Origin of the sequence: Fructobacillus parabroussonetiae, from assembly GCF_018437265.1 — a bacterium.
Lineage (GTDB): Bacteria > Bacillota > Bacilli > Lactobacillales > Lactobacillaceae > Fructobacillus > Fructobacillus parabroussonetiae.
In genome coordinates this window covers 51,569-73,446 of the sequence record NZ_JAAMFL010000003.1, presented here as the reverse complement: position 1 = coordinate 73,446, position 21,878 = coordinate 51,569, and the positions used below count along the sequence as shown (strand labels likewise).

Here is a 21,878-nt window from a genome sequence, read left to right as displayed (position 1 = left end):
GTTGTTATTCATTCAAAGCGCTCCCTGTGTTGTTCTAGCCCCGCTACACGCTTCTGGTAGCTCCTAACGTTATTCTTCATCATGTTCAACGTATAAAAATACTCGTCACTGCTTACAATCTTGTACACGCCACCCTTTGCATTCCTCAAACTACCAACTAAACATCCTTGGTCTGCTAGGTGGCTTAGGATCGTGTATAACCGTCTTTCCGGTATTCCTACCTTCTTAGCCAATACAGGCACTTTAATAGCGTTCTCCTGTCCTTGGGGCAGTGCCATGTATACAGCTTTTTCTCGTGCTGTTAGTTGCTCTTGGTGTCGTGCGTTAGTCATTGTTAGCCTCCTCTTTCAGTCGCTCTAATAGCTCCACCAATCCCTTTTTATTGATTACCTTAAATGTGTGTCTATCCTCATCAATAGCGAATATAGGCGTATCAGATAGAGCGTTAAACTCTTTTAACTGATCAATAGTTAGTAATACCCCTGCGGTGTATTCTCTAATCATCGCCATTAACCGCCTTTCTAGCTTCTTCCGCCCTCTCGATTTCGTCATCTAGTGCGTTCAGTTCGCCAATTAACTCACTAACGGCCAAATCGAGTAGTTTAATCACTTTCTTTTGTGGTGTGGTCGTTGTGATTTTTCCAAGTTCATCAGATAATCTTTGGATATAGTCAGAAAACAGTAATAGTCGGCTTTGTGTTTCAAACGTTTCATCTACTAAATTTAATAAAATATCGTTGCTATTTTGTTTAGTCATTGATCAAGCCCCCCTCAACTTTCGCCACTTCTGGCGAATAGAAACCGTTTATTGTTACTGTTTGTGTGTTTTTCATGTTAAAATATAGCCAAATAGCCATTAAAAAAGGCGTTTTTTCCAAGTCATTCCCGTCGGTCGCCAAACTTTCAGGGGATGTCTTTTTTTGTGCCTTTTTCATGGTCTCTGGCTCTCCTTTCTTAAATATCAGCCAGTAGCTTCTTCTTGATGTCTTGGTAGTCGTTGCCGTCCAGAATAAACAGGGCAATGTTCTGCTTGACTCGTTCCAAGCGCTCCTTTTGGTCGTTGTCTAGTGCCTCTTCTGGGCTATTCACACCTTTAGCCTTTTTGAGTTGCTTGGGTGTCATCCCCGTGGCGTACTTATAGGCTAGTTGGTGGTAGTTACTATAAGCGTGGGGATCATCAGGTAACTCTGCCTTGATCGTATCGGCCAGTCCAATATTTGCCCGCTTATTGAGCTCTCGGCTTAGCTTTGCTTGGTCTAGTTCCTGCTTCATGCTGTAAAAAGCATTAACCAAAGCATCCTTAAAATCTAAAACTTGTTCGGTGTTTCTTAAGTAAGTAATAAGCACGGTTGCTTGTCGCTCGTTATACTTCCAAACTTTTTGTTTTTGCCCACTGTCCATAGCTCGGATTTCAAATCCGACCTTGCCAAACTTTTCAAGGCGTTCCTTATGTGTTCTTGTTAGTCGGTTAATACTGTCCAAATCAACCCCACTAAATTCAGCAATTACTTCCGCTGTTGTGTAAGGTTCATCTTTCAAACCCTTGTAATAAACCAATTCCATTCAGTCGCTCCTTTTATTTAGCGTTTTCAAATCGCTAAAATAACTTGTTTTAACTAAGCTGGTCTTTTGTCGTATCTTCCAAAGTAGCCAAGTCAGTTAGAACATTGCTAATCTTCGTTTGAGCCAGTCGCATAGATAGGATTAGCTCCTTATGGCTTGGTTCAAGTCCCGGCATTTTAGATCCGCCTAAAATAGTTTCAGCCTTGTGTAGTTCGTCTTGGTAATAACCAATCGAGCTAAGCACGTCCTTGGTGTAGTCCCTGTTATCCATGCTTATCATCCCCTCTTAAACCTTATTCTTTCGTGACCGCTTAGCTTCATTCTCTGCTACTGTGTAGCCCGCCACATAGCCAACTACTCCAATACATACCACTGTTACCAGCGTTGTCACAATATTCCAAAGCTCCATGTCATCCCCTCCTAATACCAGTTCTCAATCGCTTGGTCAATTTCGTTACGATCGTACCGTTTGCCAAAGTCTGTGACCTTTGCATGTACTCGCCCAGTGTCAATGAGGTGGCGCTTAAACGTCCCTTGGGCTATATTGCAATACTTGGCCGCTTGTTTCCAATTAAGCCACCTAGGCCACTCTGTGACTGTCTGTGTTGTTTGTTCCATGCTCTGCGCTTACCTCCTTACAGCTTTTGATATAACCACTCGTTAAGTGCGTTATAAGTCTTGTCGGTCACGTATTCGCCTGTTCCGTTTAAAACACGGTACAAGGTAAAGCGTGACAAGTTTGTCTGCTCTGCTAGGTCACTCACTTTTAAATTAAGTTCGCCCCGCTGTCTCTTAATGGCCTTGGCCATATCATTACTAATTACTGGCAATGTTGTGCCTCCTTATAAAAATTCAACAATTTGTTTAATAAACAAAATAAATATAGCACCGTCATCAATATAAATCAACAAAAAGTTTAATTTTAGATAAAAATATAATCATTTTGTTGTTATTAGCTATTTTTAATTTATAATTAAGCCATGAACAGAATTAAAGAATTAAGAAAAAATAAACATATAACCCAAGGAGAACTTGCGGACTACTTGGGTATTTCAACCCAAGCTATTTCACTTTACGAAAGAAACGAACGTGAACCAAAGCTAGCAACGTGGCAAAAACTTGCGGACTTCTTCGGAGTTGGTGTTGGATATTTACAAGGACTTACAGAAATTAGAGATACCCACAAAAGCGGAATGGGTAGTTTGGTAAGTGAAAGTGCTGAAGAAGCACTAGCAAACTTATCCAACTATGTAAATGAAGTAGGAACTGAACATTTTAGAGAAGAAATGGCGATAAACGGTGCCGAGGCGGACTCAAAGTCTCTTACCCCTTTTGTTAATTTGTACCAAGAACAGCAAAAAGATGAGTTTGAAGATGATTTTAGTTTAGACCAACATATAACGTCCCTAAGCCAACGAGCTGGAATAATGGAGATAATAAACAGCGTTTTTGAACTAGCTTACTTGCACACAGATAATTCTGATAAGGCTCTTAAAAAAATACGTGCATTAACAAGAGCAATGACTACTAACGTCCTTATGGCTGAGGGAGAACCCCGCGGACATGGTATGGATGAACTAGCACAACAAGCCAAAGAAAATATAAAAATACTTCTCAAAGAAAATTAATTTTGTACAAATAAAAAAAGCCCGCTTGGGGCTTACGTGATACAAAGCGCCTTGATTAGTAAGGCATGTTCTCCCCCTATTGGGGATGAAAGGATATTTTTAAAATAATGATTAAACAGCTAAAGAAAAAAGGCCTCGATGCACCTTTAGTACCATTCTTATATATTTTAGGGGGCATTCTTGCAATGGCCTACGGCATTGCCTTTCATAAATACTACGATGGTTACATGTGGACAATTTTATACGGCGTTCTGATGATTTTTGCAGGCGCTATCTTTATAAACACCTCCATTAGAGGCAAGCACAAGATATGGAATAGTATTTTATCCAAAATAACAATTGATCCTAATTCAAAGGTTCTTGACTTAGGTACTGGTCATGGAATGGTCTTGCTAATGTTCGCTAAACTTTTATCAGGTAATGGTCACGCTACAGGTATTGACTTGTGGCGCAACTCTGACCAGTCTGACAATAGCCTTCACAATACTCAAAATATTATTAAGCAACAGCACTTAACCCATATTGCTGACGTCAAAACGGCGAACATGATCAGCCTTCCTTTTGCAGATAAAAAGTATGACTATGTCGTATCAAGTTTAGCCATCCACAACATAAAGCCGGCTTCCGAAAGAGTACATGCACTAGAAGAAGCTGTACGTGTTCTTACTGACAATGGTTCTCTAATCATTGTAGACACTGGCCATCACAAAAAAGAGTACATAGACGTGCTCACTAGCTTGGGTCTTGAAGTCATAGAAGCTAAAACATACGGTGTATCTGGCTGGTGGACAGGTCCATGGATGCCCACCTATTCCATCATCGCAAAACGAGCCCATTCATAAACTATGTAATTAGCCTACTCAGACAAGTAGGCTTTTTATTTTGGGGATGTACACAAAACTACTTTTATCACTGTACCCTATTTGTAGTTTTTCGAAAAAATGCAGGCTTTTGCAGACAGTAGCAACTACTGCAACCGTTCTAACAATGTCGTTGTCGTTCTGAACGATAACGAATTGGCATAAAATCAACCGTTCCAACCACTGCTCTATTTTGGGAATCTGGTTTGTGACTTTTTAGGTGTGACCTTGTTAATCTTTTTCATACACCTTTTTACCATGTACTCTTATTGCTTCCGACCATTGCGCTTTAATGGCCTTGTCATGCGCTTTCTTTCTCTTTCCGTAAAGTGCATATAGATTATTTAATTGTCGGCCTATGCTACATATTTCATCCATTTTCTTATTGTAAGTAGCCCAGTGCATCCCTTTCGGCCGTTTTGGTGTATTGTACAATCTATAAGCTAGATCACAGGCTAATAGATGGCCTAAGCCCATATAACTGTTGTACAAACCTGGATCTAGGTTGTTAATAAGATTTAGCTGTTTATCGTGTAATGCCATAATTTTAGTGAAAGTGTGACGTCTGGCTTTATTATCTTGCCCAGCGTAATACAACCCCGCACACACTCGGCATATTACTGCCTGCCCTACTTGATATAGTGCACCTTTTCGTTTCTCACAGTAAGGACAAACAAGCCAAAAACGTTTACCGCCATAATTAGGTTTAGTTGTTGCTAAAGCTATCTTGTGACCTTGCCATTTAACAAGATGAGCACGGGGATGTTTGCTAAAGTCTAGTTCCATGATATTTAGTTTTGGATAACTTGTATTTTTTTGCATTGCAACCCTCAATTTGTGTCTAAAACAATAGTCAAATTTTGTAACCTTGTTGCACACTTTTTAAAGCTCTTTAGTCTACTATCGTTATTATATCAACCTCTATAAGCCTGCAACCCTGTAACTTTTAGGGTGCAACCTTTTGCAACCATCAGCCAAAAAGGTTGCAACACTTTTTGCAACGTTGCAACGCTATTTAAGTGCGTGATCAACCGTATAGGCATAGCTATATAAGCCTTTCAACACTGCAAAATACTGCAATAGAATGCTAGGATTTATGTTAAGAATTGTTAAGGTAAAATGTTGGAAAATGTTGGAGTAAAATGCTGGAAAATGCTGGAGTAAGTGCTAACATTTGCTAACCTAAATGAACGCTTTTTAATGACAGGTTTTGACAGGTTTTCATGTTAGGTTTTGTTAGGTTTTTAGTAAAAAATAACTGAGGTTTTCTGAGGTTTAGGCATAGGTTTTAATAGGTTTTTAAGGCAGGTTTTAGCAGGTTCATAGGCACAAAAATAGCCCTACTCGTTTGAGTAAGGCTTTTCTTATTCATACACTTTAAACATGTCATCGTAACTAATGGCTAGCGTATATGTCTTTTTGTTTGGGGCATCCTCTTCGTGCTTATCAATAAAATAAAATCCGTTGCTTATATAAAAGTCAACTGGATCGGGTAAGCTCTCAACCATAACACCAGCAAAAGCTATCCCGTATTGTGCGCCTACATCCAGTAACATCTTAAAAATATACTTCAGAATAGCTGTCCCAAGATGTAGCCCATCTAACCCATTACCAAATTGAAAGGGCTTATTAACAGATAGATGGTCTATGTTGATCATTGGCAACGACTTCATCCCACTAGCATCCCCAAATATTTTTTCACGGTTTGCATCAGCAAAGGAAGCAGAGCTACTTGAGGTTGATAGGGCAAACATTCCAACTAACACATCATCAAGATAAACAGCGTTTAGGCTGGTTATATGTTTTCTCTCTAGGTCTTGGTAATCATACTTAACAAACTCATCAAGCCCGGCCACTCCACAACTATAATTATCTAGTTGTTTTGTATCAATCAAACCAGAAACAGAACATACTTTAAATCCTAATTGTTCCATTTTCTACCAATTCTTTAAAGCGCTTTACACCCTCATCAGATTTAGCAAAGCTAGCCTTAATCTTAGCTACATTTTTTTCTTGTTCAACCTGTGTAGGGTGGAAGATCTTACGGTACTGTTCAGCTTGTGCCTTGTTATCTAAATCAAAAACAACATGCTTGTTATCAATAATCATAGTAACCCCCTTATACGTTACTGTTGCCAGAAACAAAGTAAAGGTATAAAAAACATCGTTCCTACACCTATCTATAAATAAATAATACAAGGAAGTCATACAAAATGTAAAGCTATTTTTTAATCGTTTTGACGTCTCTTGACGGTCATTGACGGTCAAATAAGCGTAAAAGATAAATTGGTATAGTCGCTATATAGTTAATCATTGCCCGCTATTCAAGGTGTAACCATCCCCGTTACATACTTGCTACTTTGTAACGTTGCCATTTTTGGCAATGTTTCCCCACTGATGGGGAACGGTCTAAATTAAACTTAGGTCGTTAAGCTACCCCCTTACTTCATACCTTACGCTTTGTCGGTCTAGGTTTAATCTAGGTCGTTAAGCTAGCGGCAATATGCAGACCCCTTTAATCTTTTTGGGGATGTTTAGCGTTTCTGCCGCTTCTGGCAAAAAGTAAAGGGGTTGTATCTTGCCACTTCCTCCAATCTATGCAATGCCTTCTGTTTAACTGTTATCTGTACCGACTCTACCTCGGTTCAGGTTCGAACACTTTAGAAAAAATACAAGTGTAGTTGCAACTAATGTTGTCAAAGGGGTGTCTATTTTGGACACTCCTTTTTGTTTCCTACATTTCCGGCGAACGTGTCAGCAGGTCTTGTTGCACAGGCTTTAAATATAATGTATTTGCTTTACTAGTCTTTTTATCATGAATAAAGGCCGTGTGTTTAACAGAGCCATCTGGATTATAGACATCGGATTTCTTTAACGTCATCACATCACTCACCCGCAGTAGGGTGGCTTTGCCAACTTGAAAGATGGTGTAGTTACGGCGCCCTGCCCGAAAACTATCTAATAAGGTGTCTTGTACCATTTTTAAAACGTTAGAGTCCTTGATCGGAAGGACAATTTGTTGAACCATAGTTAAATTACCACCTTTCAAAGGTCACTTTATTGTTAGTTAAACGAGCTAGTATTTGTATCTTTTTATATAATGCATCTTTAGAAAAATTAACGTAGACATGATATTTACTTGAGTCTATAGCTTTAGTTAATTTAGTACCTTTCCCTGACACGCGCTCTAGGGTTCCTATTATTTGTACAGTATTGGGTTCAGTAGAATTTATTAAATCCGTTAATTTAGATATCTCTGATGACAGAACAAGTGTAGATACTAACTTAGTAAAGACGTCTCTGTAAGAGCTTCCTGTATAATGCTGTCCGCCAAATAAAATCGATATAGTATCGCTGTTGGGAGTAGGGTCTAACCTATCAAATTCAGTATCATCACTAGCAAATAAGTCAATATTTGCGATATCTATCAATACCCTTTCAACTTTCGATAACAATGATAAGGCAGAAAATTGGCTTAATTTATCAATATAGCTCTGATTACCTTGGGTATTATTATCTAGTTCGATTTCTGCTCGTTTCATTTTTTCAATTATTTTTCGTTCTAGCAGATCTAATTGTGCTTTTGATAAATGGCCATCTTCACGTCCAAAAAATATTAACTTGTTCCACCACGGCTTATTAATATAGTGTTGCTGAAGCCTATTAAAAATAGCATTTGATGCTTGACCGATATATCGTTTATCATCACCTAACAATATATAGATTCCAGGTTTTTTAGACTCATCAATCAACTGAATGCTAGCTAAATCATCTTTATTCGCAATGACCACAAATGATGGTTCGTCATAGAATATTGAAATGTTATCATTACCTGACTCTCGATTGATAAATATGTGATTGGGCATGTGGTCATCGACCTCGTTTTTTAAGTACTATTATACCACCTAACAAAAAACAACCCCTGTTATCTAACCAGTAGATAACAGGGGTTGTTTTAATAGGATTCGTTAGGGGCGATAATGTAATTATAGACCCTATACAAACATCTTTTGTAAAAAGCCTTTTTTCTGTTCTTTGAATAGATCTAACTTACGTTGATGAAAAGCGATAGTGTCATCTAGAAGTTTGAAGAACGAACCGATTTTTTCTTGCTCAAGATATGTTGGAAACATAATATTCATTTCAGACAATTGATTAAAACTCAGTGTATCTCTGACGCCACCTTCAGAAAGGCGCTGACGTTGAGCATCAAATGATGCGGTCTTAAACCAATTCCAGAGAAATCCATCGTTTAATACTTTTTTTGTTGAGAAAGATACGTATAAAGGTGACACAACAGATATCTCATCACCTAAATATTTATAAGCAATTGACCCTACATTGATACGAGAAGGATTATACGCGAATTGTTTTTCGCGTATAACATAGTAATTCGATAGATCAGCACTGGCAACAGAGTAGTCTTCAAATTGATCGGTTTGCTTTGTAAACCCAGTTTTATTAGATACGCTTTCCACATTTATAACAGATAAATTTTTATTCTTCTCACTGTTTTTATTTAACAAATCACCTAACTTACGCTCTTCCCAATCGTCAACAAACCCCGCAAAGCGCAATTCAGGAACTTTTGCCCCATTTTTAGGGAACATTTTTTGCAAGAAACCTTTTTTCTGTTCCTTAAGCAAATCTAACTTACGCTGATGAAGAGCAATAGTATCGTCTAACTGTTTAAAGAATGAACCGATTTTACTCTGCTCTTCAAGTTTAGGAGTTGAAAAGTTCATCATAGAAAAGTCTTTTCCTGTAATTTGATTTATAGTGGCTCCCAAACTTTTATGAATTTCTTTTTGAAAATTAGTAGTACTCAATAATGCATTAATATAATCCCCATTTTCTCCTCGAAAAGCGGACATAAATGCGCCGATTACTGTATTAGGCATTTCTTTGGTAACAATAGCGTGTTTCCCAATTAAAGATCTACTTCCATTTCGTACAACTACAATAACATCACCAATTTTTACATTATTTGAATTGACGATATGAGGATTGACATAGACATTATCAGCATCAATAAGTTGATCATTTTTTACATTCGATGATCGTAAAACAAATGTTCCTTTATCTTGTACATCAGTTGGACTATATGTTAATCCAGAATAGCTAGAAGTTACATCGGTTAACTTACGCTCTTCCCAATCATCACTATAACCATTAAAGCGAACTTGAGGCACATTATTACTCATGCTTGCCTCCTAATAATTGCTTAGCTGATTCGATGATCGGCTGACTATCGTCTGTGACTGCTAAATCATTAATCATCGCTAATAAGTCTGCTTCGCTTTGTTCAATGTTTTGGTTAACATCACCTAGCTCCTGGCTAACCGCAACCAAATCCACCGGTTCTTCTTCTTCAAATGTATCCACATAACGGGGAATATTGAGGTTGAAATCGTTTTCCTTAATCTCTTCAAAGCTGGCAACGTGCGCATACTTATCAACATCTTCACGCTTTAAGAACGTCTCCACAATTAAGTCCACGTCTTCTTGGCGCAACTTGTTATTATTCTTCTGCTTTTCAAAGCCCTTTGAAGCATCAATAAAGAGCACATCATCAGTGGTACGGTTCTTTTCCAGAATCATAATAATGGTTGGAATACCAGTGTTCGTAAAGATTTTTTCAGGCAGCCCAATTACCGCTGAAATGTTGCGATTTTCTAGTAATTCTTGGCGAATACGCCCTTCGGCGGCACCACGGAACAAGACCCCGTGTGGCAGAACAATTGCCATACGTCCATCTTGCTTCAAGTGATACAAACCATGCTGTAGGAACGCAAAGTCAGCCTTTGATTTAGGCGCAATACCGGACTTGAAACGCGGGTCATCTTCTCGGTTCGTGTTATCCCACTTCAGTGAGTAAGGGGGGTTGGCCATCACGGCATCAAACATGCGGGGACTATCCACACCACTTTGGACCCCGTCAGGCCAATCTGAACTCAAAGTATCTGCATTACGGATATTGATATCATTATACTCAACCCCGTGCATCATCAAGTTAATCCGGCCTAAGTTATAGGTTGTTGTGATAACTTCTTGCCCGTAGTACTTAATGGCCCCACGAACGCCATCATTTTTCATATATGAAGCAGTCGTCAAAAGCAATGAGCCTGATCCCATGGCTGGGTCATAGAGGCTGTAAGTTGGCATCTCTTCACGACCGGCCGTTAAGATACGGGCCATAATATCTGATACTTGGTGTGGCGTATAGAACTCGCCGGCCTTCGCACCAGAATTTGCCGCAAACATCCCAATCAAGTATTCGTATAGATCACCGAGCACATCGGCATCTTCATCCAATTCGATTTGGTCAATCAAACTAATCCAATCCATCAAGGTCTTCGTACGCGTTTGCGTATTACTCCCAAGACGGTTTGAAGCCAAGTCCATGTCGTCAAAGATTCCTTCAAAAGTTGCCTTAGCGCCTTGTTGAATCTCTTGGTTAAAATGAACCAGCGCATCCGCCACGTTCGTAATGTTGAATTGATCCACATTAATGGCCGCTTGCCAGTCGCTAAAGAACTCACCCGGTTGGATGACATATCCTAACTTTGTTTGCATAAAAGCAGCCGCTTTTTCTGGGTTTTGTTTCCAAACTGATGCCCAAGTTTCACCACGCAACTGGCTATCCAACCATGTTTGAGCTTTTTCAGATAGAAACTTATAAAACATCAGACCAAAAATGTAGTTCTTATATTCAGAAGGTTCAATCTTACCGCGGGTCTCGTTCAATGTTTTCCAAATTAATGCTTGTTTATCTGCTGTTAATGCCATGTTTAGCCCTTTTCTATAATAAATAATTTATTTTTTGGTGATTTTAGCAAAGTAGTTCAGTAGTGACTCTTCAAAGTCCGCTAGCTCAAAGAAGCCAATGTCCAAGCGACTCTCTAAGTCTTGTAAATATTGATTCAGCGCCGTGTTATCAACTAACGCGATGCCAGGGCGGTATAGCTCGTAAGCTGCTAGAATATCGTTCCCATTGTAATCATGGTCGGCTGCCCACTTGTAAATTTTTAAGTCTTGTTGCGCAGTGCGGATCGCCTTACGGACTGACTTGAGTGTTTCAGTCGTAAAATGCTCCTGATACTCCCCGTTCTCAATGCCATCTAAGACTTGCCCAATCTCTTCACGATTATCTTGATCTAAGGGCTGTACATGCTCTTCAACAGCGGCACGGTTGGTAACACTGGTTTCATCCATATACGCATTCAATAAATCGACTAGTTTATCGTAATCAATAATTTCATTCGCAAATGATTGCAACACCAGCTTGATATTCGTTAAATCAACTTGCTTGTCCGGTGGCAAAACCTCGTTGACATCGTTCATGCGCGCCTGCAGTGAGCTGAGCTGCGTGGCACTCTCAATGCCTAGTGTAATAGGTCCATCCGGTCCATCAACAGTGTTTCCCAAAACGTACCCTTGTTGCACTAGCTGTTGGACTTGCGAGTTGACTTGTGCCGCTGTCACGGCAAACTCGACTTGTTCCTTTTCAGAACGTGGCATCTGTGAAAAATCATCGCCTGCTAACTGCTGCAAACGCTTGATTTGAGGGTTCAAGTCGATAATTTTATCAGCGGCCTTAGGCGCCAAAATTCCGTCATCAAACAACTCTTTTTGTTCCTGATCATCCGGGGTATTACCCGCATCCGCTAAGGTATCATTGCCCCCTTTGGTATAGATAACCAACGCATCCTTGACTTTTTCTTCCATCACCGCACCCTGACGATAAAAACGCACTTTTCCATGCGGTTTAGCTGTCTTATCAATCGTCCGGTTAGTTCGTGACATTGCTTGAATCAGGGGCCCTTCACCCAAAATCTTATCCATGTAGATGATATTAACGAATTTTGAATCAAAGCCCGTTAATAATTGATCTGACACAATAATCAAGTCCAATCGATCGGCATCATTACCCTTGTTATAAGGTTTCTTACGGGCAATGCGCTTGGTCATATCATTGAGGTACGCCCGTTGTGGGTCCTTGTCCTCTAAGAAATTGCGGGTTTGGTAGCGATCCATATAGTCTTGCATCGCTTGCTTTAAAGCAGCTTGTAAGTCTGACGCCCCCGTTCCATTGGCTTCATCGCGAGAATACGTCATAGCGACCCGTAATTCAGGGGCTAGTTGCTTAAAGAGACTGTAATAAGAAGCAACGGCTTGCTTACCTGATACGGCTAACATACCTTGGAATTGATTCGGCTCACGGACCCCCATGTTAATCGGTCCGCTAGCATTCGTAGCCCAATTACGCTGAATATCTTCCACAACAGCTTTTCGGAATGGCAGGCTGGCATACACTTCTTTTTCCAGTTCCTTTTCCGTTAAATCACTATCCATATTGTGTTCAAAATCAGTCTCATAATAGGTCACATCAAAGCCAAGCACGTTACCGTCACCGATAGCGTCCTTGATCGTATAACGGTGTAAACGCGGCCCAAAAATATCATAAGTTGAAACATCCTTAGAGGTTTTCACGTCATGTACTTCGTCGCTATAAAAATTAGGCGTCCCTGTAAACCCAAACCAAGTGGTTTTCGGTAAGGCCTGTTTAATTCGGCTGACGGCATCACCACTGGCTGATCGGTGGGCCTCATCCATTAAAATAACCATCCGCTTATTAGAGGCTAGACCTGATTTAATGGCCTTATCCAAGCCTTGTACCGTAATCAAATAGATATGGGCCGTGTTATCGTGCTTAAGAGCACGCTTTAGTTCACTCCCATTCACCACTTGAATCCGATTTTCAAAGGTCTTATAGGCAAAGGATTTAAAATTCTCATAGGTCTGATTAACTAAGTCAACCCGATCCACAATAAACAAAACATTTTCAACCCTAGGTCGTGAAGCAAGTAGTTGCGCCACTTTAAATGATGTGACCGTTTTACCAGAACCAGTGGTGTGCCAGACATAGCCCCCTTCTTTTTCAACTAAGTCATTTTGATCCATTTCACGCATACGATCTAAAATTTGACGGGTTGCTTGAATTTGATATGAGCGCATGACCATTAAATTATCGTTGGCTGCATCTGGAATCATATTCACGGTTACTAAGCGGTGTAAAGCTGGAATACCCATCACCCCATGAATAAAGGTCATTGTATTCGTGACATCCTGACCCGCGTCATCACGCCAGCCAAAGACAAAATCACGGTTGTAAAAGTCACTATTCTTTGGTCTTGCAAAATAGTGCGCTGAATTTTGTGATAGAACAAACTGGACTTGCACAAAAGAAAAGAGTCCCGTGTACATACCGTCACCGTCATACTTTTGGAACTGTTCAAACGCATTCCATTGGTTTTGCAAGGACTCATCTTTTTCTTCAATATGAGCAACCGGTAGCCCATTAATCAGCAACATAATATCAATCCGGCGCTTAGAACTTAGACTAGTTGCTAAATCCGTGAACGTAATTTGGTTAACGACTTCATAACGTGAATGTCCACCAGCCACTTCATCACCATAGAAAATCTCGAGTTCCAGCTGTGTGCCATCATCACGATTCAATGGGACGGTTCCAACACCACCCGCACCCGCCAACATGAGTTGTGCATCATACGGCGTTTTATTTTTTGCCAGTTCCAACTTCACTTGTTCAAACTCATTATCAGATAATGGGGTGTCTTCTAGTCGTTTACGATTGTTGGCATTCAGAATATCTCGCCAGTGGTCATATAGTCGATCAGCCGGTACACCAGAATATTCTTTCAGGTAGTCCCAGCCTTCACTCTGTAGTTTTTCAATCACAGCTTGTTCAAATTTATCTTCCGCCATTTATCTGCTCTTCTTTTCTTTTTTTATTTGGAACGATTTACCAAAACGCTACTATTTGTTGGGTTTAAGTTGTCAATCCACCTTGCTTCTAGGTTCAGGTTGTTTTTTTCGTCACCTTTTTTTCACCATAATCCTGATTGCAAATCGTCAGTAAATCCTTTAAATCTTATTGCTGGTGTATTCTCATTCATTTATTACACTCCTAGATTCCTGTTACCTTAGCTAATCGTATAGTTTTCAGAATATCAAAGCAATAGAATTTTGTTAATCTTAATAAATAAAACACCTACCGACTAATCCTTTCCATAGCGTATATATTTACGCGCTATTACAGACTTTTTTAACTATTTACGTCCAATCATACTAGAACAAATTAAAAAGCCTATACGGGCTTTATATGGCGTATTTATTTAAGGTTTGTTGCCTCTAGTATTACTTCATCATAATCAATTTACCGCCCTTGGCTCTTTCTGATAACTTGATCGACTTGGCCAACCTGTTCAGCTCGTTGTTGACCTCTTGTATCACGGCCGTAGGCGCTACTATGTTGTAATACTCGCCAAAAGGTTTACGGTACTTGTAGTGGTCGTGTTGCATTTGTACGATTTCAGAGGGTAGAGTGGCCACATACGGGTCAAGCGTCCGATGTATTTCTTCCCACAAGTTACAGTTCTCTTCTGCAAAACGATTATTAAAGCCTGCCCGTTTTAATTGTTCGATGTTCTCCAACGTCCAGCCATTGCAACCGGTAAAGTATTCTCGGAGTATTTCCCTTTTGTTCATGTCATCCCCCACAAAGACTTTTAAGACAATTATACAGGACTTATCTGACGCACTGGTTCGGTGCACCAGCGTGTTTGAAAACACGGAGGTCTGTAGGTTTGTGGATGTAAACACACCGCAAATATAACAGACGTAGTTGTTAGTTGTCCACTACTGGACAATTTGGGGATGATTCATTTTCTGCCACAACTGGCAGACTTTCTTGATTGTCTTTGTTAGATACTAAAGTACCAAATCAGTACCGCAGATACAGGTTCAACTCAAATTCGGCGTATTTGTGCTAAAAATGTGTTATTTTGCAAAATAAAAGACGGCACAAAGGCCGTCCTCGATAGCATCCCCGCTATAAAAAAATGTGTTAAAAATGTGTTATTTTGCTTGCAATCTATAGCAATTCATAGCAACCCTAAAAAACAAAAAGAGGTCAAGACCAGGCTTTTTGAGCCCTCTTGACCTCTCTTGAAATGTCTCAAGGAGATAGCGGGATTTGAACCCGCACACCGCCATACGACGGCTCGACGGATTTCGAGTCCGCTGCAGTACCAGATTGTGCCATATCTCCATTAACCGCCCTAAGATTATATCATGAATAATCCAGGGCGAACAAGATTTAGTTACTTCTTCTTGCGCTTGGCAGCCTTTTCACGCTCACCAGTGTTCAAAATTTCCTTACGGATTCGAACATTTTCAGGCGTTACTTCGACGTATTCGTCATCGTTCAAGAATTCAAGCGATGCTTCCAAGTTCATGTCGCGTGGTGTCTTGATTGAGGCCGTTTGGTCCTTGTTCGATGAACGAACGTTAGACTGTGGCTTCATCTTCGTAACGTTAACGGAGATATCGTTATCACGGGCGTTCATACCCACGACCATACCTTCATAAACATCAACACCGGCACCAACGAACATTTGGCCACGATCTTCAACACCCATGATGGCGTAGTTGGTCGTTTGTCCTTGGTTAATTGAAACCAAGGCACCGTTACGACGGCCTGGTTCCCAATTCTTAACCATTGGACGGTATTCTGCATACGTGTGGTTATAGATACCATAACCGTGTGTTGCCGTCATAAATTCAGTTGCGTAACCAATCAAACCACGTGAAGGCGCCATGTAAGTCAAACGAGTTTGACCGTTACCAACGGATTCCATGTTTTGCATTTCACCCTTACGTTGGTTCAATGAGTCGATAACAGATGATGAATATTCATCAGGCGTATCAATTTGTACGGATTCGTATGGTTCTGACGTCACACCATCGATGTCTCGAAAGATAACCTGTGGACGTGAAGCTTGCAATTCGAAGCCTTCACGACGCATGTTTTCAATCAAGATTGACAAGTGCAATTCACCACGACCAGATACCAACCAAGTACCAGCCTTTGGCAAATCTTCAACACGGAGCGAAACGTCCGTGTGCAATTCGCGGTGCAAGCGGTCTTCGATTTGACGCGCCGTCACGAACTTACCTTCACGACCAGCAAAGGGGCTGTCATTTTGACGGAAAGTCATTTGCAACGTTGGTTCGTCAATACGAAGCAATGGCAAGGCGTCTGGGTGAGCAGGATCAACAACCGTTTCACCAACGTTGATGTCTTCCATTCCAGAAACGGCAATCAAATCACCGGCCTTGGCTTCTTGGATTTCAACTTGATCCAAACCAATGAAACCAGCCAACTTCGTAACGCGGAAGTCTTGGGTCGTACCATCCAACTTCATCACGGTCACGTTATCGCCGACCTTGATCGTTCCACGCTGAACACGTCCGATTCCAATACGACCAACAAAGTCGTTGTAATCCAACATTGCCACTTGGAACTGCAAAGGTTCGTCTGAGTTATCAACAGGTGCAGGAATCGTTTCGAAGACCGTATCAAAGATTGGCTTCATCGTGTGTTCTTGCGTGTCAATTTCAGGATCCAATGAAGTCGTTCCGTTCATGGCTGAGGCAAAGATCACTGGGAAGTCCAAGTCATCTTCATCCGCACCCAATTCGATGAACAAGTCCAAGACTTCGTCCACAACTTCTGAAGGACGGGCACCCGGACGGTCCACCTTGTTGACGATAACGATTGGTGTCAAGTGTTGTTCGAAGGCCTTCTTCAAAACAAAACGAGTCTGTGGCATCGTACCTTCAAAGGCATCGACAACCAAGAGAACACCGTCAACCATTCCCATGATACGTTCAACTTCTCCACCGAAGTCGGCGTGACCTGGGGTATCCAGGATGTTGATTTGCTTGTCGCCAACACGGACAGCCGTGTTCTTAGAAAGGATCGTGATTCCACGTTCCTTTTCGATGTCGTTCGTGTCCATTGCACGGTCACCCAATGATTGTTCCTTACGGGCGTCCATGGTGTCGGACTGCTTCAACATTTCGTTCACCAACGTCGTCTTTCCGTGATCGACGTGGGCGATGATAGCGATGTTACGAATATCTTCGCGAAGTTTTGCCAATTTCTTGTGCTCCTTTATCCTTGCTACTCACAAGAAAGACTAGGAGTTATCCCCTAGTCTTTCACCATCTTGACTACCTCGCGATGTATCCTGCTTGTAGCGATTAATACTGAGTTTGATAATAGCATATTCGGGCTAGTGCCGTCAAGGTTTTTTACTTCATAAGAAAGCCCTTCCGCCAGGGCGCGACCAGCCGCTAAATCCCATGGCGATAACTTGGATAAGTAAGCCTGGGCAGAACCCGTCAAAAGTCTTGTAAATGAAATACCCGCTGAGCCGAATACGCGAAATGCGCGGGCTTCCTTTGCCATCTGGCCATAAGGCTTTTGACCCAAGACGAGACGACGGCCGGAAACGATCACCACCGAATCAGCCAAGGCCGTGTTGGCCACAACCTGAAGCGGTTGGTCATCCAGATAGACTCCCGTTTGCTTTCCCCCATGAAAAAGTCGCCCTTCGGGCACGTCATAAATCCAACCGAGGACGGGCTTCCCATCGTCATACAGAGCCACCATAATGGCATAATCCCGGTCCTCTAAAACAAAATTTAGGGTCCCATCAATCGGATCAACGAACCAAACGTGACCAGCCATCGATTCGGCGCGTGCCTCACCCGCTTCTTCACAAACAAAGTGAGCTGTTGGATCGAAAGCCTGAATTTTTTCGATGAGCGCTCGCTGGTTGGACTTGTCCAAATCGGTCACCAAATTGCGCTTATCACCTTCTTTATAAGAAACATGAAGGGCCTGGCCCGCCCGGGCTTTTTTGGTTTCATCCGCCAATGTTCGAATCCAAGAAGACACCTCGCGGTCAATTTGCTGCAGTCCCTTGGTTGATGATAAATCAAGCACCTTTAATCACCCGCTTATCCGATTCTCTGGCCATTTTGACCGTCTGGTAAATGGAACGACCGGTTTGTTCTTCAAAGTCCCGATCGAACCGTTTTTGCTCTGATTTTGCCGGCATGACTTTTGTAAAAGCTCGATGAGCTTCGAGCAATTGCGCTCGCTCACAACCGCCTTCGTATACCTGTAACACCGCATCGACCAATTCGGACACGGCAACCATGTCGGCCACATCCCAATTACCATCGATTGGAAGCTGATAGTTCTCTGCCATCGACAAAACCTCTTTCATCTTTTCCTTATCCCCAGTTTACCAAGAAAAAAGTCGCTTTTCTACTCAAGCAAAAAAGGAAAAGTACCGATGAGCACGCCCTCAGCCGACCACGATTCATCCGGCCAATCTTCCCATTCTGTCGCTTTTTTTGCTATACTAGAAAGGATGAAAAGAAAGGTGGCAAGTACCATGACCATTCGCTTTACCATGGACAAGATTACAAAGGATGGCGACCCCGTTTTGCGCAAGCAAGCTGAAAAGGTCCCCTTCCCACTCTCGGACGAACACCGCCAACTGGCCGAAGATATGATGACCTATTTAGTCGTCTCACAAGACCCCGAAGCAAACGAAGAATACGGGTTACGACCAGGTGTTGGCCTTGCGGCAAACCAAGTCGGCGAATCCTTACAAATGGCCGCCATCTTGATTCCTTCCGAAGACCCAGCCGAAGAAGATGAAGAACCCTACTTCAAGGGCGTCATCTATAATCCGGTCATTATTTCTGAGACTGTTGGCCGCACGGCACTCGAAACCGGTGAAGGTTGCCTCTCCGTTGACCAGGACGTGCCCGGCTTTGTTCCCCGCTCAAAGAAAATCAAGGTTCGTTACCAAGATGAAAACGGGGATACCTATGAGAAGACCTTGCGCAACTACCCCGCCATCGTCTTCCAACACGAGATTGACCATCTTCACGGCAAGCTTTACTACGATCACATCGATAAGGCCCAGCCATGGCAGGTTGATGACAACACAAAGTACGTGTAATAAAAACGATTTGCTGCTAAAAAAATGTCGCTTGGAAAAATTTCCAAGCGACTTTTTTAATTTTTTACTTAAACATGCCCTTCTTGGCCTTACCAGAAGCTTCAGCGAAGGCTTGCAAAGCCGCCTTCTGCTCCTTGTTTAGCTTGGTTGGCACCGTCACGTTAATCACGACGTACTCGTTTCCAAAGCCTGCACCGCGAAGACGAGGGGCACCCTTGCCGGCCAAACGGAAACGACGGCCGTTTTGCGTACCAGCTGGCACTTTGAGCTTAACATCCCCGTGAACGGTCTTTACAGGAATCTCGGCACCCATTGCCGCCGTGATAAAGTCGATATCTTGCTCAACGTAGATATCAGCACCGTCACGCTCAAAGCCTTCCTTAGACGCGCCAACAGAGAAGACAACGAACAGGTCACCGTGAGGGCCACCGTTTACACCAGCTTCTCCCTGACCAGCCAAGCGCATTTGCTGACCCGTTTCAACACCAGCCGGCACCTTGACTTTGACTTCGTGTTGCTTAGCATCGCCTTGGGACTGCGTGTACTTCACGTGCTTTTCCGTACCAAAGATGGCCTCTTCAAAAGTCAGCTGCATCCGGTATTGCAAGTCACGTCCCTTGCGAGGGGCATTTGGATCCTGTTGGAATCCACCGCCAAACATCTGCGAGAAGATATCGCCCAAGTCGGAGAAGTCACCACCAAAGCCACCTTGTGCACCGCCAAAGCCACCAAAGCCGCCTTGACCCTGTGCACCAGCTGAACCAAATTGGTCATATTGCTGACGCTTCTTCGGATCCCCTAAGGTTTCCCAGGCTTCTTGTACTTCCTTGTACTTATCCTCGGCACCCGGTTCATGGTTCAAATCGGGGTGGTACTTCTTGGATAATTTTCGGTATGCCTTTTTAATTTCGTCTTGACTCGCATCCTTTGAGACCCCGAGTCGATCATAAAATTCCGTATTATTCACAAGCAGCTCCTTTATTTCTTAGTATGTACAACAGGCTAGGTTCCCCTAGCCTGTTCTTTGTATTGAAAAGCTGGACGAGCGTTTCTTAATTACTTCTTGTCGTCGTCTTTGACTTCTTCAAAGTCGCCATCGACCGTGTCATCGTTTCCCGCTTGTCCTTGACCAGCTTCTTGACCATTAGCAGCACCTTGAGCGGCCTGTGCTTGTTGGTAAAGCTTTGCAGCCAATTCTTGGGCAACCTTTGACAAGGCATCGGACTTGTCCTTCAAGTCAGTCAAGTCGGCGTTTTCATCCTTGGCGTCTTCTTTGGCCTTCTTCAAGGCTTCCAAAGCATCCTTGGTTGGCTTAACGTCGTCTTCTGACAACTTGTCGCCAACTTCTTCCAAAGTCTTTTCCGTCTGGAAGATCAATTGATCGGCGTTGTTGCGCGTTTCAACGGCTTCCTTCTTCTTGTTGTCGGCTTCTTCGTTTGCCTTAGCGTCGTTCATCATCTTTTCGATTTCATCGTCAGACAATCCACCGGCAGCTTGAATGGTAATCTTTTGTTCCTTCTGCGTACCAAGGTCCTTAGCAGAAACGTTCACGATTCCGTTACGGTCGATATCGAAGGTCACTTCGATTTGTGGGACACCACGTGGGGCTGCAGGAATGTCAGCCAACTGGAAGCGACCCAAAGTCTTGTTGTCGGCCGCCATTGAGCGTTCACCTTGCAAGACGTGGATGTCAACGGCTGGCTGGTTATCAGCGGCCGTTGAGAAGACCTGTGACTTTGACGTTGGGATGGTCGTGTTACGATCAATCAACTTCGTGAAGACACCACCCATGGTTTCGATACCAAGTGACAATGGCGTTACATCCAAGAGGACAACGTCCTTCACGTCACCAGTAATCACACCACCTTGAACAGCGGCACCAAGGGCAACGGCTTCATCAGGGTTGATGGAGTGGTTTGGTTCCTTACCCGTCAACTTCTTAACTGATTCTTGAACGGCTGGGATACGAGTTGAACCACCGTTCAGGATGACTTCGTCGATGTCATCAAATGACAAGCCGGCATCCTTCAAAGCGTTCAAAACTGGTTGCTCCGCCTTCTTAACCAAGTCAGCCGTCAATTCGTTGAACTTTGCACGGGTCAATGATGTCTGCAAGTGCAATGGGCCTTGGTCACCAGAAGCGATAAATGGCAAGTCGATTTGTGCTTCGGTTGCAGAAGACAACGTCTTCTTTGCTTGTTCAGCAGCATCCTTCAAACGTTGCAAGGCCAACTTGTCTTGCTTCAAATCAATGCCGTTTTCCTTCTTAAATTCATCGGCCAAGTAATCGATAATTTTAGCATCGAAGTTATCACCACCAAGGTGTGTATCACCATTTGTTGACAAAACTTCGAAGACACCATCACCTAATTCAAGGACAGAAACATCAAAGGTTCCACCACCCAAGTCATAAACAAGCACCTTTTCGTCCTTGTCCAACTTGTCCATACCATAAGCCAAAGCAGCAGCCGTTGGTTCGTTGATGATTCGTTCAACCTTCAAACCGGCAATCTTACCAGCATCCTTGGTTGCTTGACGTTGTGCATCGTTAAAGTATGCAGGGACCGTAATAACGGCTTGGTCGACTTTTTCACCCAAGTAATCTTCAGCATAGCCCTTGATGTACTGCAAGATCATCGCTGAGATTTCTTGTGGCGTGTATTCCTTGTCGCCAACCTTTACCTTGTAATTTGCTTCCCCCATGTGTGACTTGATTGATGAAATCGTGTCGGGGTTTGTGATGGCTTGGCGCTTTGCCACGTCACCAACTTGGCTTTCGCCGTTCTTAAATGAGACAACGGATGGCGTTGTCCGGCCACCGTCAGGGTTGGTGATAATCTTTGGCTTACCACCCTCCAAAACAGCAACTGCAGAGTTCGTCGTTCCTAAATCAATACCAATAATCTTTGACATAT

23 protein-coding genes, 1 tRNA gene and 1 pseudogene are annotated in these 21,878 nt (G+C 42.5%); 3 read left to right on the top strand and 22 right to left on the bottom strand.

The window, feature by feature from the left end:
• Positions 1-8: 8 nt before the first annotated feature.
• From G6R30_RS01885 to G6R30_RS01855, 7 genes are all read right to left on the bottom strand, one after another.
• A complete protein-coding gene (locus G6R30_RS01885) occupies positions 9-332 on the bottom strand; it encodes a hypothetical protein (protein WP_213820928.1) in 324 nt (107 codons plus the stop codon).
• Positions 325-510 (bottom strand): hypothetical protein, encoded by a 186-nt coding sequence (locus tag G6R30_RS01880; RefSeq protein ID WP_213820926.1) that lies wholly within the window; start codon positions 508-510, stop codon positions 325-327. Before G6R30_RS01880 ends, G6R30_RS01885 begins: the two co-directional genes overlap by 8 nt.
• The gene (locus G6R30_RS01875; RefSeq protein WP_213820924.1) at positions 497-757 is read right to left on the bottom strand and encodes a hypothetical protein; all 261 of its coding nucleotides are present in this window, start codon (positions 755-757) and stop codon (positions 497-499) included. The genes G6R30_RS01880 and G6R30_RS01875 overlap by 14 nt, the downstream gene beginning before the upstream one ends.
• Positions 750-935 (bottom strand): hypothetical protein, encoded by a 186-nt coding sequence (locus tag G6R30_RS01870; protein ID WP_213820922.1) that lies wholly within the window; start codon positions 933-935, stop codon positions 750-752. Before G6R30_RS01870 ends, G6R30_RS01875 begins: the two co-directional genes overlap by 8 nt.
• 19 nt (positions 936-954) lie before the next feature.
• Complete coding sequence (locus G6R30_RS01865) at positions 955-1,563, bottom strand: Rha family transcriptional regulator (protein WP_213820920.1); 609 nt, start codon at positions 1,561-1,563, stop codon at positions 955-957.
• 49 nt (positions 1,564-1,612) lie between these two features.
• Complete coding sequence (locus tag G6R30_RS01860) at positions 1,613-1,834, bottom strand: hypothetical protein (protein ID WP_114636129.1); 222 nt, start codon at positions 1,832-1,834, stop codon at positions 1,613-1,615.
• A gap of 364 nt (positions 1,835-2,198) precedes the next feature.
• A complete protein-coding gene (locus G6R30_RS01855) occupies positions 2,199-2,393 on the bottom strand; it encodes a helix-turn-helix domain-containing protein (RefSeq protein WP_213820916.1) in 195 nt (64 codons plus the stop codon).
• A 150-nt stretch (positions 2,394-2,543) separates the two neighbouring features.
• On the opposite strand from G6R30_RS01855, the gene G6R30_RS01850 reads away from it, so the two are divergent.
• On the top strand, positions 2,544-3,191 hold the full coding sequence (locus tag G6R30_RS01850) for a helix-turn-helix transcriptional regulator (protein WP_213820914.1): 648 nt from the start codon (positions 2,544-2,546) through the stop codon (positions 3,189-3,191).
• A gap of 107 nt (positions 3,192-3,298) precedes the next feature.
• Entirely contained in the window at positions 3,299-4,033 is a 735-nt protein-coding gene (locus G6R30_RS01845) for a class I SAM-dependent methyltransferase (protein ID WP_213820912.1), read from the top strand.
• A gap of 249 nt (positions 4,034-4,282) precedes the next feature.
• Here G6R30_RS01845 and G6R30_RS01840 read toward each other — a convergent pair whose 3' ends face one another.
• The 13 genes and pseudogenes from G6R30_RS01840 to G6R30_RS01780 form a co-directional block, all read right to left on the bottom strand.
• Positions 4,283-4,873, bottom strand: a complete 591-nt coding sequence (locus tag G6R30_RS01840; RefSeq protein ID WP_213820910.1) for a hypothetical protein — start codon at positions 4,871-4,873, stop codon at positions 4,283-4,285.
• 542 nt (positions 4,874-5,415) lie between these two features.
• Positions 5,416-5,985: a hypothetical protein gene (locus tag G6R30_RS01835; protein WP_213820908.1), complete on the bottom strand. Its 570-nt coding sequence runs from the start codon at positions 5,983-5,985 to the stop codon at positions 5,416-5,418.
• Complete coding sequence (locus G6R30_RS01830; protein WP_213820906.1) at positions 5,966-6,160, bottom strand: hypothetical protein; 195 nt, start codon at positions 6,158-6,160, stop codon at positions 5,966-5,968. The genes G6R30_RS01835 and G6R30_RS01830 overlap by 20 nt, the downstream gene beginning before the upstream one ends.
• 646 nt (positions 6,161-6,806) lie before the next feature.
• Positions 6,807-7,079: pseudogene (locus G6R30_RS01825) on the bottom strand (site-specific integrase); the annotation flags it as partial.
• A gap of 7 nt (positions 7,080-7,086) precedes the next feature.
• Positions 7,087-7,917: a GIY-YIG nuclease family protein gene (locus G6R30_RS01820; protein ID WP_213820905.1), complete on the bottom strand. Its 831-nt coding sequence runs from the start codon at positions 7,915-7,917 to the stop codon at positions 7,087-7,089.
• Positions 7,918-8,046: 129 nt separating this feature from the next.
• Positions 8,047-9,255, bottom strand: a complete 1,209-nt coding sequence (locus G6R30_RS01815) for a restriction endonuclease subunit S (protein ID WP_213820903.1) — start codon at positions 9,253-9,255, stop codon at positions 8,047-8,049.
• On the bottom strand, positions 9,248-10,840 hold the full coding sequence (locus tag G6R30_RS01810; protein ID WP_213820901.1) for a type I restriction-modification system subunit M: 1,593 nt from the start codon (positions 10,838-10,840) through the stop codon (positions 9,248-9,250). The genes G6R30_RS01815 and G6R30_RS01810 overlap by 8 nt, the downstream gene beginning before the upstream one ends.
• Before the next feature lie 27 nt (positions 10,841-10,867).
• A complete protein-coding gene (locus G6R30_RS01805; RefSeq protein ID WP_213820899.1) occupies positions 10,868-13,840 on the bottom strand; it encodes a type I restriction endonuclease subunit R in 2,973 nt (990 codons plus the stop codon).
• A gap of 432 nt (positions 13,841-14,272) precedes the next feature.
• Entirely contained in the window at positions 14,273-14,623 is a 351-nt protein-coding gene (locus G6R30_RS01800; protein WP_213820897.1) for a hypothetical protein, read from the bottom strand.
• A 472-nt stretch (positions 14,624-15,095) separates the two neighbouring features.
• Positions 15,096-15,185, bottom strand: a tRNA-Ser gene (locus G6R30_RS01795).
• 52 nt (positions 15,186-15,237) lie between these two features.
• Positions 15,238-17,079 (bottom strand): translational GTPase TypA, encoded by a 1,842-nt coding sequence (typA, locus tag G6R30_RS01790; protein ID WP_213820895.1) that lies wholly within the window; start codon positions 17,077-17,079, stop codon positions 15,238-15,240.
• A 53-nt stretch (positions 17,080-17,132) separates the two neighbouring features.
• Positions 17,133-17,930, bottom strand: a complete 798-nt coding sequence (locus G6R30_RS01785) for an inositol monophosphatase family protein (protein WP_213820893.1) — start codon at positions 17,928-17,930, stop codon at positions 17,133-17,135.
• Entirely contained in the window at positions 17,923-18,198 is a 276-nt protein-coding gene (locus G6R30_RS01780; protein WP_213820891.1) for a UPF0223 family protein, read from the bottom strand. The genes G6R30_RS01785 and G6R30_RS01780 overlap by 8 nt, the downstream gene beginning before the upstream one ends.
• Before the next feature lie 189 nt (positions 18,199-18,387).
• On the opposite strand from G6R30_RS01780, the gene def reads away from it, so the two are divergent.
• Positions 18,388-18,963, top strand: a complete 576-nt coding sequence (def, locus tag G6R30_RS01775) for a peptide deformylase (RefSeq protein ID WP_213820889.1) — start codon at positions 18,388-18,390, stop codon at positions 18,961-18,963.
• A 64-nt stretch (positions 18,964-19,027) separates the two neighbouring features.
• Here def and G6R30_RS01770 read toward each other — a convergent pair whose 3' ends face one another.
• Together G6R30_RS01770 and dnaK are read right to left on the bottom strand one after the other, a co-directional pair.
• A complete protein-coding gene (locus tag G6R30_RS01770) occupies positions 19,028-19,930 on the bottom strand; it encodes a DnaJ C-terminal domain-containing protein (protein ID WP_213820887.1) in 903 nt (300 codons plus the stop codon).
• Positions 19,931-20,019: 89 nt separating this feature from the next.
• Positions 20,020-21,876, bottom strand: coding sequence for a molecular chaperone DnaK (gene dnaK / locus G6R30_RS01765; RefSeq protein WP_213820885.1), 1,857 nt, complete (start codon positions 21,874-21,876; stop codon positions 20,020-20,022).
• Positions 21,877-21,878 lie beyond the last annotated feature (2 nt).